The 12,443-nt window shown below is 70.2% G+C and carries 8 protein-coding genes; 2 read left to right on the top strand and 6 right to left on the bottom strand.

Annotated features, from left to right (window positions below; all coding sequences use genetic code 11):
• Positions 1–28 precede the first annotated feature (28 nt).
• The 5 genes from ACFY6S_RS14475 to ACFY6S_RS14455 all read right to left on the bottom strand — a co-directional run bounded on the left by ACFY6S_RS14475 (position 29) and on the right by ACFY6S_RS14455 (position 8,259).
• Entirely contained in the window at positions 29–1,210 is a 1,182-nt protein-coding gene (locus ACFY6S_RS14475; protein WP_388815835.1) for an amidase domain-containing protein, read from the bottom strand.
• Positions 1,211–1,332: 122 nt separating this feature from the next.
• Complete coding sequence (locus tag ACFY6S_RS14470; protein ID WP_388815832.1) at positions 1,333–2,616, bottom strand: hypothetical protein; 1,284 nt, start codon at positions 2,614–2,616, stop codon at positions 1,333–1,335.
• A gap of 57 nt (positions 2,617–2,673) precedes the next feature.
• On the bottom strand, positions 2,674–4,740 hold the full coding sequence (locus ACFY6S_RS14465) for a transglycosylase domain-containing protein (RefSeq protein ID WP_388817943.1): 2,067 nt from the start codon (positions 4,738–4,740) through the stop codon (positions 2,674–2,676).
• 870 nt (positions 4,741–5,610) lie between these two features.
• Positions 5,611–6,192 (bottom strand): Uma2 family endonuclease, encoded by a 582-nt coding sequence (locus ACFY6S_RS14460; RefSeq protein WP_388815829.1) that lies wholly within the window; start codon positions 6,190–6,192, stop codon positions 5,611–5,613.
• Positions 6,193–6,273: 81 nt separating this feature from the next.
• The gene (locus ACFY6S_RS14455; protein WP_388815826.1) at positions 6,274–8,259 is read right to left on the bottom strand and encodes an N-6 DNA methylase; all 1,986 of its coding nucleotides are present in this window, start codon (positions 8,257–8,259) and stop codon (positions 6,274–6,276) included.
• Positions 8,260–9,175: 916 nt separating this feature from the next.
• Between ACFY6S_RS14455 and ACFY6S_RS14450 the strand changes: the two genes are divergently transcribed.
• Together ACFY6S_RS14450 and ACFY6S_RS14445 are read left to right on the top strand one after the other, a co-directional pair.
• The gene (locus ACFY6S_RS14450) at positions 9,176–9,952 is read left to right on the top strand and encodes an RNA polymerase sigma factor (protein ID WP_388815823.1); all 777 of its coding nucleotides are present in this window, start codon (positions 9,176–9,178) and stop codon (positions 9,950–9,952) included.
• Positions 9,952–11,208, top strand: coding sequence for a hypothetical protein (locus tag ACFY6S_RS14445; RefSeq protein WP_388815820.1), 1,257 nt, complete (start codon positions 9,952–9,954; stop codon positions 11,206–11,208). The genes ACFY6S_RS14450 and ACFY6S_RS14445 overlap by 1 nt, the downstream gene beginning before the upstream one ends.
• Before the next feature lie 270 nt (positions 11,209–11,478).
• On the opposite strand, the gene ACFY6S_RS14440 is transcribed toward ACFY6S_RS14445, so the two are convergent.
• Entirely contained in the window at positions 11,479–12,402 is a 924-nt protein-coding gene (locus ACFY6S_RS14440) for a L,D-transpeptidase family protein (RefSeq protein WP_388815817.1), read from the bottom strand.
• Between the last annotated feature and the right edge of the window lie 41 nt (positions 12,403–12,443).

Genomic DNA, 12,443 nt, shown 5'->3' with positions numbered 1-12,443 from the left:
TCCCGGTCCCGCTCGCGTGGGGCGCCGGTCAGGTGCGGTAGGCGTAGTACGCCGCGTTCGGGTACGACGCGATGAGGCTGGCCACCGACCTGTTGTAGGTGTTGGTGGAGTGGTACGTGAGGTACGGCACGCCCTGCTGGCTGCGGTTGGTGACGATCATGGAGTGGTCCTTGGACCCGTCCTTGTCGAAGTCCAGCTGCAGCACGTCACCGATGTCCATCTGGTAGACGTTGGCGAGGCTGGTGGTCCGCTGGGAATTCAGGGCGAACCAGGAGAACTCGTTGACCCCGATGAAGGAGTACGACTGGATCTCGGAGTTGCCGAACCACTTGGTGACGTCCGTCGTGTATCCGGGGACGTGCTTCCAGCCGCCCGCCTTCAGGGCCTGGCTGACGAAGTTGGTGCAGTCGCCACCGGCTCCGGCGCCGTCGAAGGAGGGGTACTCCGGGTTGTACTTGCTCCAGTACTTCGTCGCGTAGGCGACCATGGCGTTGTAGTCGTACCCGCTCGCCGTGAGGTTCTTCGGCTTGGCCGGCGCGGGCTGCGTGATGGCCGCGCGAGGCGCCGACGGCATGTCGTCGGCGGCGGTGGCGGCATCGGCCGGCGCGGGCACGGACGGCGGCGTGGCGACCTGGTTCACCGCGAGGTAGCCGTCGTCGGTCTCCTGGACCCCGGTGAGCTGCCAGGCGCCCTTGCGGTCGGCCTGGAAGGTCAGCTCGTGGTGGGCCTGGAAGCCGGTGGCCTTGGGCGCGTCGCCCTTGGCCTTCTCGTACGTGAGCTTCGTGGTCTCGGTGACGGCGACCGTGGCGCGCCGGCCCTTCACGCTGGTGGCGTCCAGGGTGACGCTGGTGGTGGCGCCGCTGTACTTCTCGCCGAGACGCGCCAGCCGGGACTTGCGGGTGCGCAGCTCGTCGAGCGTCGAGCTCTCCTCGCGCGACTGCGCTCCGGACAGCCGTACCCGTCCGGTGAAGTCGGACGTCCGCTGCGGCGTCCGCTTCTGCTGGCCGCTCCTGGCCTCGCCCACGAGGGCCTGCGTGCGGTCGGCGAAGACCGCGTCGGCCAGCTGCTGGAACGTCGCCTTGGTCGCCGCGTCCACCTTCGGGTCGTCGACCACCGCCGCGCCCGCGCTCCAGCTGGGCAGCGCGAGGCCGGCGAGCACCGAGGCCGCCGCGACCGTGACTATGCCGACACGGCTCCGCTTACGGCTCATTCTTCTGGATTTCAATGTGTTCCCTTCTACGCCGGTACCCGGACCGGGCGTTCGCATCTTCGCACGAGATGTGGCGAGGGTGTGAAGGGGTGTACGTCAACGGAACCCGAGCGATTCCAGGGTCACTTGACCACGGTGGACCAGTCCGGCGACTGGGCCGGGTCCAGGCTGCGCATGCGCTGGAGCGTCTCGGGCTTCTGGACGTCGAGCCAGTCGGCGAGTTCCTTGAAGGACACGCACTTGACGCCCTTCTTGGGGCAGATGTTCTTGATCACCTGGTCGATGGCCTTCATATAGATGCCGCCGTTCCAGTCCTCGAAATGGTTGCCGATGAACAGCGGTGCCCGGCTGCCGTAGTAGACGCGGTTGAAGCCCGCCATGTAGGAGGCGACGGTCTGCTCCTCCCAGTCGGGGAACTTGGCCGGGTCGCCCTGGGTCTCGCCGTCGGACTGGTTGTAGAGGAAGTTGAAGTCCATCGACAGGCTCTGGTAATCGCCGCCGGGGTACGGAAGCATCTGCAACGGAAAGTCCCAGATGCCGTTCTTCTTGGACGGCCATATCTGGAAGTCGCCGGGAGAGCTGGCGTCGTAGCGCCAGCCGTAGCTCTTCATGGCTTTCAGCAGGTTCGGCTGCCCCTCCAGGCAGGGGGCGCGGCCTCCGGTCACCTCGTCGCGAACGTCGAACGGCAGGGGGGCGTCCTCCCGGTAGCCGGTGTTGGTCTTCCACTTCTCCACGAAGCCGTAGAACTGGTCGATCTCGCTCTTCCACTCCTGCACGCTCCAGTCGCCGCCGCCCTTGGCGTCGCAGAAGTGGCCGTTGAAGTGGGTGCCGATCTCGTTGCCCTCCTCCCAGGCCGTGGCGAGCTGGGTGAGGGTGGTGCGGATGTGCTCGTCGGTGGGGTAGCTGATCGCGGCGGAGCCCGGCGGATGCTGGGGCGGGTGGTAGAGGTCCTTCTTGCTCTTGGGCAGCAGGTAGATGCCGGTGAGGAAGAAGGTCATGTGGGCGTCGTACTCCTTGGCCAGCTCCCGGTAGTGGGAGAAGAGCAGGTCGTCGCCCTCCAGCGCACCGTCCCAGGAGAAGACGACGAACTGCGGGGGTTTCTCACCCGGTTTGAGCGGTGTCGCCTTCAACCGCCCCTTCTGCGGGCCGGTGTCGGACATCGACCCGTCCCCGAGGATCTTGGTCGTGCCGTCCCACTCCGACTTCTCTCCGGACCGTGTGGAGCTCCGGTCGGCCGTTCCGTCGTGGCCGGAGGTGACCAGGGCGTCGCTGTCGGTCTGGTTCAGCACCAGGTAACCCGCCACGACCGAGCAGACGATGACGAGGGCTGCCGCAAGAACCATGAAACGCGTACGGACGGCGCGGGGTGCGCGCGCCTTGCGGCGGCGACTGGGAGTCGACTTCATGCGGGCTCAAATCTGCGAGGGAGGTTCCGGTACGGGGAAGGTGCGGGCGATTCGCCGTCAGCCCAGTGGGCTCATGGCGCCCGCCCAGATGTCGTACGGGACGCTGTCGGAGCCGGTTCCCGCGAGCCCCTTCAGCGGCAGCGGTTCGAGGCTCTTGGCCAGATCCATGCGGTAGACGACGACGGCGGTCGACACGTCGCGGGCCGTGCCGACGTACCAGGCGGCGGTGTCGTCGGTGGCCCTGCCGGCCTTGCCGGACACCGCGGCGGTGGCGGGGGCCGCGTCCGGGTGGGCCGACCGGAAGGAGTCCGTGAGGGCCTGCGTCACCTCCTCGGCCACCCGGGCGTCGACGGCGCGTCGCTTGTCCGGGGTGGGCAGCGGCACGGTCGAGCCGTTGCGGGTGACGCGGCGCACGGAGTACGGCTCGGTGTGCTGCCCCGCCGCGGCGAAGGTGGCGTAGCCACCGGCCATGCGGATCGCGCTCGGGGTGGAACTGCCCAGCGACAGGGCGGGTACCTGCGGCCCCATACTGGAGGGCAGCAGCCCGGCCGCCTGGGCCGTCTGTTTCACCTTGTCCAGGCCGGTGTCCATCCCCAGCTGCATGAAGGGTGTGTTGACCGACTCCGCGAGTGCCTCGCGCAGCGTCAGCCGGCCCCAGGACTTCCCGTCGTCGTTGTGGGCGGCGACCTTCTTGCCGCTGCGGTCCCAGTAGGGGCCCTCCGGTGTGCTGACGGGCACGCCGTCGTCGCCGTCGTAGACGGACTGCGGGGTGATCTGCTCGCGCGGCGCGTCACGCTGCTTGACCACGCCGTGCTGAAGACCTGCCGCGTACACGAACGGCAGGAAGGCCGTACCGGCCGGCACCGTGGTGGCATTGGACTCGTTGTAGCCCTGCTTCCGGTGGTCGGGACCGCCGTAGACGGCGAGGATGCGGCCGTCGGCGGCCACCGAGGCGGCGCCGTAGTGGGCGGTGGCCGCCGCCTTCGGGTCGCTCTGCCGGGCCTTCTCGCGCTCCTCGGCCACCACGGTGTCGAGCGCCGCCTCCCGTTCGCGGTCGAAGGTCGTGTAGATCTGATAGCCGCCCAGGTCGAATTCCCTGGCCGAGATGTGCCCGTCTTTCTTCGCGTACTGAGAGGCGAGTTCCACCAGGTAGTCGCTCTGCTGACCGGTGTCGTACAGCGGGTTCTGTTTGAGCGGTTCGGGGAAGGTCCGGTACTCGGCCCGCTCGGACGCCGACAGCTTGCCGAACTTGACCATCCGGTCCAGGATCCACTTCCAGCGCTCCTCGGCCCGGTCGTGGTTGGCGGCGCTCAGCGTCGGGTCGTACAGCCCGGCCCCTTTGAGCAGCGACGCGAGGACGGCGGCCTGGCTCGCGTTGAGTTCGCTGACGTCCTTGCCGTAGTAAGCCTGCGCGGCCCGCTGGATGCCGTAGGTGCCGCGGCCGAACCAGCTGGTGTTGAGGTAGCCCTCCAGGATCGTGTCCTTGCTCGTCCGGTTGTCGAGCTTGAGAGCGATCATCGCCTCGGTGAACTTGCGGCTGAGGGTCTGATTCTGGTTCAGGTAGACGTTCTTCACGTACTGCTGGGTGATGGTCGAACCGCCCTGGGTGTCGCCCTGGCCGACCGTCCGCCACAGCGCGCGGGTGAGGCCCTTCATGGAGACTCCGGGGTCGCTGTAGAAGCTCTCGTTCTCGGCCGCCAGCACGGCCCAACGGACGTCCTCGGGTATGTCCTTGAGCGGCATCGCCTGCCGCTGTACCCAGCCGGTGCGGGCCATGGGCTTGCCGTCGGACCAGAAGTACACGTTGTCCTGCTGGGTGGCGTACGCGTTGAGGTCGTGAGGTATGTCCGTGACGGCGTAGGCGACGGTCAGGGACAGACCGGACAGGCCGCCGACGATCGCCGCGCCGCACAGCCACTGCCGGCCGGAGGGTATCCAGCGGCGCCATCCGGTCCGACTCGGGCGCGGGTAGAGGGGCTTGAGCCGGCGGGCGTACGGCGCCAGGCGGGCGGTGAGGGAGGCCGGCAGTGCGCCCGCGCGCGCGAAGACCGACGGCGGTCGCGCGGCCTTGCGCCGGTCGGCCCGCCCACTGGACGGCTCCGGCCCGCGTATTCGCAGCGCCATGGTCTCGTCGGTGGGCTCGGGGAGTTCTGGGGGTCCGGTGGGCTCAGGAGGTCCGGGGGGTTCGGGCGGGTCGAACTTCAGCTGCATCGTGCGTTCGGGGTCCCCGGACACCGGTGCCCGGTCGGCCCGTTGCTCGCCGGTGAGGGGCTCCTGGGAGGCGGTCCACCGTCGGTCCGACGGCCCGTCAGCGTCCTCCGGGCCGTGCTTCCCCCACCCTGTCCCTGTCACACCGTCTCCCCTCCGCACGACGTGTGGCTCGGACAGGTCGACACAGCTGCCGTAGACACGACTGCCATCCCCCTCCCCCCAGCCGCCCCCGCGGTCCTCGCAAATATACAAAACTATCAGCGATCTTTTCGAAATCTCCGCACGAAGGCGGGATGAAAAGAGCAAAATTGGTCACAATTGCACGAAAGGCGTGTGACGCCGCGATGAAGTCGCGGCCCCCATACCGGGCTGCCACGGGGGCGCGTCCCGCGTTTCCTCCTCCCCCTCCTCCCCTCCCCTCCCCTCTTCCTCCTCTCTTCCCTGCTCACGATTGCCTTTCGTGTCCTCGGATTCCGATAACCAACTGTCAGGAACCGCCGCGGCTGGTCGGAATGGCGCGGGTGACGGGTGGTCATGACGGGGCACGGGGGGTGCGGGGGACGGGGTACGGGGGGCGCGGGGGACGGAGCGCTGAGGCCGGGGGTTGCCACCCCCGGCCCGGCCGGGCCTGCAAGGGGCTCTCAACAGGCACTTTGCGAAGCGAGGCGAATTACTCGTCACGGGCTGGCGCGTCCCGGTAAGGGGGGCTGGCTTTCCCGGCCGCTGTCACGCGTTGGCCATCCGGCCTGTTCCATGGCCGGACGCCGATCCGGCCATGGGCCCTCAGCGGCTCCGGGGGGGCGTGAGCTTGTCGAGGTCGAGACTGATGTCGAAGGGCACCGGCCGCTGAAGCGAGCCCCGAAAGATTCCGGCGGGCGCATAGGCACCCGTAGGTTCGTCGAGCTCGTACACGTGGACGACGGGTGCGCCGTCCTCTTCCTCGATGCACCAGTAGTGCGGGATGCCGGCTTCCGAGTACTTGCGGAGCTTGACCGTGCGATCACGGTGGGCGGACTCGGGGGAGACCACTTCCACGACGAGTTTCACGTCACCGGGGGCATACCAGGTCCGGTCGGGGTCGTAGGGCAGGTCCGTCAGCAAAAGGTCCGGTTCGGGCCGGTTCCGGGCATCGAGGCGGACGGTCATTTCCCGTTCGACCTCTACGCCGTCCGGCGCCTGAGCCATAAGTGTGGTGGTGAGAGCGGTGATGAGCCGGCCGTGCCAGGACCGCTGGGGCGACATCATGAATACGAGGGCTCCGTCGATCAACTCGGTGTGGCGCGGTGCCTCGGGGAGGTGATCCAGGTCCTCCGCGAACCAGCCTTCCGCGCGGGGCGGGCGCATCCAGTCGGGCAGTGCGGTCATGGCTTCACGGTAGCGGGTCCGGCCACAGCGAGCCGGAGCGCTCAGGATCCCCGGAACCGGCTTCGCGATGGCCGTACGCCCCTACGGCGCGGGGACGACGCCTCCGTCCAGCGCGGCGTGGCGGATACGGCGGGTCAGGGCGAGCTGGTCGAGCAGCAGGCGCTCATGCTCGTCCAGCCGGTTCATCGTGTCGGCGATCGAGCGCTGGGTGGAGAGGCCGGGCAGCGCCACGGGCAGGCCATGGAGAACGTCGAGGGAGATGGTCTGCATCTTCATGCTCCCTGTGGAGTGGGCTTCCAGCCATGCACGCGCCTCCGGCCCGCGCAGGTACGCGGCGAAGTAGTCGGCATCGAGCCTTGCGGGAGGACGCAGCAGGAAGCATCCTGTGCCGCACACCCAGCCGGCTTGTTCCTCGCGAACGACTGCGGCTCGGCCCAGCTCTCCCCGGCGCGCCAGAACGACATCGCCGGGGCGCAGACGGAAGCGCTCCAGCCCGCTTGCCCGCTGCTCGCTGATACGCCGGATGCTCGTCGTGCTGAAGCCGCTCCCTGTCAGGTCCCTGGGCATCACCACGGGGACGCCCTCGCCATCGACGTAGTGGTCGGCGCGGATCAGACTTCCCGACGGCCCCGCGAGCAATTTCGCCTGGGCCCTGAGCGGTCCTTCCGTAGTGCCTTCCCCGCCTTGCACCAAGCTCCGGAGGTCTTCACGCGGGACTTCGATCTCGCCGCGCGCCGCTCGCTCGCTCCGGTCGAAGCTCATGCCGAGCGGGGCCGTCGCGTCGGCCGTCGAAACGGCCAGCTCTGCCAGCTCATCGAGCAGGCGGCGTGCGCCCAGCGCCGCTGCCGGTCGCTCCCGGACCGGCTCCACGTACAGCCGGGGGTCGAAAGGACAGCCGTCGTTCTCCAGGATCTCGTCGTACGGGACCGAGCGGGAGAATCCAGGTTCGTCGGGGGTCGCACGGGGAGACCGCAGCCAGGCGTGGAACCGTCCGCTGACGCGTTCCCTGTCGACCGGGCCGACCACACGCGCACCACGCGAGGTCTGCGTGCCCAGGCGGCTCGCGTCGATGAAGAGGGCGGACCTGGTCTCCCCGATCGGCAAATGCTGGGACGCGTCACGGGCGAGCAGCCAGATGTGCACAGGGATGGCAGTGTGGGAAAACATCCCGGCCGGTAGTGCGACGACGCCGAGAAGCGCGCCTGCGGCCAGTATCGCCTTGCGTGTCTCCGTTCCGTGGCCGCGTACGGAGGCGGCACCGGTTGGCATCACGAGGCCCGCCTTCCCCTTGTCGCTGAGTCGGGTCCACGCGAATTGGAGCCAGGCGAAGTTCGCGTTCGATTCGGGAGGAACCCCGAAAGGCCAGTCGAGGTGTTCCAGACCTTGGACGCGTTGATTGAACGGCGGATTGCCCAGCACGAATTCGGCCATGCCGATGCCCGGCCCCCGGAAAAGCGAGGCGGGGTCGGAGGCGCGCACCATGGGCCGGTCGATTCCGTGCAGAGCCATGTTCAGCATGGCCAGCTGGGGGTTGCGATGATCCATGGCGTAGCCCTCAAGCGAGACGCCGCCGACGTGTCCCTGCTGCGCGATGTGCTGCGCGGCGGCGGTGAGGAACCCCCCGGTGCCGCAGGCGGGATCGAGTACCCGGTCGCCGGGTTGGGGGGACAGGGTCTCCACGAGCAGTCGTGTCAGGGCGGGCGGCGTGTAGTACTCGCCCGTCTGAGGGGCGCTTTCCGAGACGTAGCGTTCCAGCAGCAGCTCGCTGACCTTGCCAAGTCCGGCCTCGACGGCTCTGGGAGGCTCTTGGAGCGCGGTCAGGAAGGCCGGTGTCCACGGCAGGTCGTCCGCATCGCCCGTGCCGGCGAACACGTTCTCCGTATCCCACGGTGCGAGCGCGGGAAACCGGTCGTGCCTGGCTGCGAGGGAGAACGCGTCGTGCAGGTCCTTCAGCGGTGGATACCCGACTCTCGCCTCCGCCACGGCCCTGGACCACCGTTTGAGCAGTTCTTCGCCCGGATCGCTCACGGAGTCCAGGAATTTCGCCAGCACCAGGATGGTGAGCATGGCGGTGAGATCACGGTCCGTACTTCGGCCCCTCTGGAAGGGGGCGTACGTACGCCAGAGACGTTCGACGACCTCTGCGGCGGGGCGGTCCGTCTCGCTGCTCTCCACTGAAAGCTCCTTTGGGGTCTTCTCGTACCGTACACGATCTAGTTGCGCAGAGCTTCTGCGCATTAATTTCGCCCTCATGCCTCTCGTGCTGATTCTTTGAGGCTGGTGCCAAATGGCTGAGGAGATGTCGCAAAATTAACAGTCCCGGGAGGTTGTCGCGGGAGTGTCGGCGGCATCTTGCGTGCCGCGTAGGTAACCGCGCAGTGCTACTGCGCTTGTCTGTGGGCCGTGTTCCTGCTGCTTGAGGGCGCGGGAAACTAGGCGTTGTGCCGGATGGGCGCCTCGCGTGGGCCTTGAAATGTGACCCACGTCACTCTTGCGTGCGCGTGGCGCGTAGCGGCGCAGACGGTGTGAAGCGCCGGCGGGACCGTGCGGGTCGCGCCGCAGGTCTCTGCTCTCCGGGGAGCGGCGCCGCACAACGGCCCGGGAAGACGGGGCTGGCGGGGCTGTCGCGTGGACGCTTTGGTCGCGCGCCGGTCGTGAACGAGCCCGGTGCCGGCGATGTCGCCCGCTCGGGGCGGTGTGACTGGAGCGACGGCCGGGGTCGCCACCCCCCACAGGAGAGACCCCGGTCGCCGTCCGCCGGAGCCGGAACACGGCCCCGTACTCAACACAGCGCCGCGGGCGCGTTTTCTGTCACACCCGGCGCGGTCCCTGACGCTCCCGGTGGGACGGGAGGGGCCACTGAGGATGTTGCAGAGTGCACAGGACATGGACGCGGACCCGGGAAAGCCGTAGCGTTCGCAGGGCGTGGGGGCGCGCGGCGGTGACCGGCCGCGATTTTCAGGACAGCTTGGCGGGACAGGTTGTGGGAGTACTGGGGGACGACGAGCTGACCGCGGCGGTGCTCGCGGCACAGGGCGGGGACGAGCACGCGTTCCGGACCGTGTACCGCGCGGTGCACCCGCGGCTGCTGGGGTATCTGCGGACACTCGTCGGTGAGCCGGACGCCGAGGACGTGGCCTCCGAGGCGTGGCTCCAGATCGCCCGCGACCTCGGTCGCTTCACCGGTGACGCCGACCGCTTCCGGGGCTGGACGGCGCGGATAGCCCGCAATCGCGCCCTCGACCACCTCCGGATGCGCGGCAGACGCCCGGCCGTCGGGGCCGACGAGACCGAACTCGCCGCGAAGCCCGCCGAGTCCGACACCGCCGTCGAGGCCATGGAGGCGCTCGACACCGGCCGGACGATGGCGCTCATCGCCCGGCTGCCGCAGGACCAGGCCGAGGCGGTGGTGCTGCGGGTCGTGGTCGGCCTCGACGCGAAGAGCGCGGCCGAGACGCTGGGCAAGCGGCCGGGCGCGGTGCGGACCGCCGCCCACCGGGGGCTCAAGCGGCTGGCGGAGCTGCTGGCCGCCGCCGACGAGGGCCCCGACGCGGCACGCGACGTGCCGGACCCCGGCACGGGCGGTGGCGCGGGCGGCCCGGTGAACCCGGCGGCGGACCGCCCCGGCGCCGCTCCGGCGGGCCCCGGACGCGTGGGCCAGGGGCTCGGCGCGGTCCCGCCGCAGCGCACCGTCCGGCCGGCCTCCACGGCGTCGGCGGGTGTGACGCATTCGCGGCTGCGGACGCAGAAGGACATGTGATGGCCGACGAGCGTGACGCGTGGCTCGACAAACACGCGGCGGAAAGACTGCTGCGCGGGGAGCCTGTCGCGGCTTCCGACGACGAGGTCGTGGTCCGTTCGGAAAGGCTCGGCAGAGCCCTGCGGGACATGACCGCCGTTACGTACGCAAACGATACGGAACTGCCCGGCGAAGAGGCCGCCTTGGCCGCCTTCCGGCAGGCGCGTACGACGGGCGGTCACCAGCAGCTTCCGAGCGGCGACGAACTGCCCGTCACGGTACGGATCACCCGCGTCACCCGCTCGGTGCTCCCCGCGCGCGCCGCCCGCCCCGCCCGTCCCGTACGCGGGCGGCTGGTGGTGGCGATGACCGGATGCGCGCTCGGCGCGATGGCGGTCGCGGCGGCGGCCGGCATGCTGCCCCCGCTGTTCGACGGGGAGGCCCTGCACGCCCCCGCGAACTCCGTCTCCGCCGCGGCCTCCCAAGACCCCGCGCCGACCGGGGAGCCGGGCGGGGGCGTACCACCGGACGGCCCGCCTCGGCGCGGCACCGGAGAGCCCTCCTCGGCGGTGTCGTCGGCGGCGGGCGTCACCGGCAGCGCCGGCCGTACGGGCCCGGACGGCGTCGCGCTCGGCGCCGCGGGACACGGCGGTACGGCCGGCGGCGTCGGGGCGGGGCGGGAGGCCGGGGCCGGCGACGGCCCGGCGATCGGACCGGACGGTGAGCACCGGGGCCGGCCGGGCCCCGGCGCGGACGCGGAGACGGTGCACTGGTACGCCAGGACCAGCGCCGCTTGCCGCGACTACACGAACGGCGACATCGACCCGCAGCGCAGAAGGGCGCTGGAGTCGGCGACCCAGGGCCCGGAGGGCGCCGAGCGGTACTGCGCCGAACTGCTCAAGGAGGCCGGAACCGGCCCCTTCCGGGGTGGCGGGGACCGGAACGGCCCGCATGAGCACGAGGGGGGCCACGAAGGCGACGGGGACGGAGGCGGTGGCCGGGGCGGCGGCGGGGCCGAAACCCCGGGCATCCAGTGGTCCCTGAGCCCGGACCCGTCGGACTCCCCGCATCCGAAGCCGCATCCGAAGCCGACGCCGATGCCCACGGCGTCGCTGAGCGGGCCGCCGCCCGGGAGCCCGGCCCCCTCGGACACCCCCGCCGTCCCCTCGGTCACCACGATCGCCTCGGCCACCGGGACCGCGCCCGAGACCACGCCCGAGCCGGGGGCCTCGCCCGCGCCGGGCGCCGACGCCGAGCTGTCCGCCGTACGCTCCTGACCTGCTGGTTCCCTCCCGATCCGCCGCCATCCGCCGTCAGGTGTGACATTTTTTCCGGTCATGGCGCAGTACAGAGTGAGCCGACTGGTCATCGGCCGCGCAGTGAGCCGGGGTTCCCCCCGTACCTACGGCTCGGCGCACCCGGCGCGGGCGGGACACGTTCCCCCGGTCCCGCCCGCGCCCATTCCACGCCGACCCGCACCGCGATCGGCGGTCTGCTCGGTCGACGCGCGCTCACCCGACGCAGCGCTCGATCGGCGGATGCTCCGGTCACCAGTAGATGACCACCTTGTCGCCCGTCTCGACCTCGTCGAAGAGCGCGGCGACCCGCTTCTTGTCCCGCACATTGACGCACCCGTGAGAAGCGCCCTCGTACCCCCGCGCCGCGAAGTCCGCCGAGTAGTGCACCGCCTGGCCGCCGCTGAAGAACATGGCGTACGGCATGGGGGAGTCGTACAGCGTCGAGACATGGTCGCGGGACTTCCACCCCACCGAGAAGACCCCCTCCCGGGTCGGGGTGTACTCCGAGCCGAAGCGCACGTCCATCGCGGACTCCACCTTGCCGTCGATCATCCACGCGAGCGTGCTGCTTTTCTTGCTGATGCACATCACCCGCCCCTTCATGCACCGGGGATCGGGCGCGGCCACCGGCTTGGCGGTCGGCGGCCGCAGTTCGTCGCGGGTCGGCTGTTTCGTCATACCGAGCAGGCGCTGCCAGGTGACGGTGTCGGTCGTACCGGTACGGGGAAGTCCGCGCTTGTCCTGGAAGGACGACACGGCGGAGGCGGTGACGCTGCCGTAGTAGCCGGTGGGCGACTGGTCGAAGTGGCCGATCTGCCGCAGTCTGGCCTGGAGTTCCCGCACCTGGTCGCTCTGGACGCCCACCGCCATCAGCGTCGCGGGCTTCGGGACGCTCGGGCTCGGGGCCGGCGGCGGGGCCGGGGTCCAGGACGGTGACGGTACGGGCGTCGGCGAGTACGTCCGGCCGGTGGTGGTCCTGGACGGCGTGGCCGTCGGCTCCGGGGTGGCGGTGACCGGGTCGGGCACGGGAGCGACGCTCACGCCCAGCGCGCCGCCGCCCGGTTTGGCGTCGCCCGCCGGGGCGCCGGTGTCCGGCTGGACCGTGCAACCGACACCCGCCACGAGCACGGCCGCGGTGGCGAGGCCCCTGCACAGGGCTGCTGAGCCGAGCATGTCCATTCCCCCATTCGACTTCCCGGGCAAGAGGTGAATTC

It is taken from the genome of Streptomyces sp. NPDC012835 (assembly GCF_042900885.1).
Lineage (GTDB): Bacteria > Actinomycetota > Actinomycetes > Streptomycetales > Streptomycetaceae > Streptomyces.
Note: the sequence above shows the minus strand (reverse complement) of the source record. Positions and strands in the feature narration are given on the sequence as shown.

What these genes read in the sequence shown, in the direction of transcription:
- ACFY6S_RS14455 (WP_388815826.1), bottom strand. Translation starts at nt 8,259, where the DNA reads ATGCTCACCATCCTGGTGCTGGCGAAATTCCTGGACTCCGTGAGCGAT.
- ACFY6S_RS14460 (WP_388815829.1), bottom strand. Translation starts at nt 6,192, where the DNA reads ATGACCGCACTGCCCGACTGGATGCGCCCGCCCCGCGCGGAAGGCTGG.
- ACFY6S_RS14475 (WP_388815835.1), bottom strand. Translation starts at nt 1,210, where the DNA reads ATGAGCCGTAAGCGGAGCCGTGTCGGCATAGTCACGGTCGCGGCGGCC.
- ACFY6S_RS14465 (WP_388817943.1), bottom strand. Translation starts at nt 4,740, where the DNA reads ATGGCGCTGCGAATACGCGGGCCGGAGCCGTCCAGTGGGCGGGCCGAC.
- ACFY6S_RS14470 (WP_388815832.1), bottom strand. Translation starts at nt 2,616, where the DNA reads ATGAAGTCGACTCCCAGTCGCCGCCGCAAGGCGCGCGCACCCCGCGCC.
- ACFY6S_RS14440 (WP_388815817.1), bottom strand. Translation starts at nt 12,402, where the DNA reads ATGCTCGGCTCAGCAGCCCTGTGCAGGGGCCTCGCCACCGCGGCCGTG.
- ACFY6S_RS14445 (WP_388815820.1), top strand. Translation starts at nt 9,952, where the DNA reads ATGGCCGACGAGCGTGACGCGTGGCTCGACAAACACGCGGCGGAAAGA.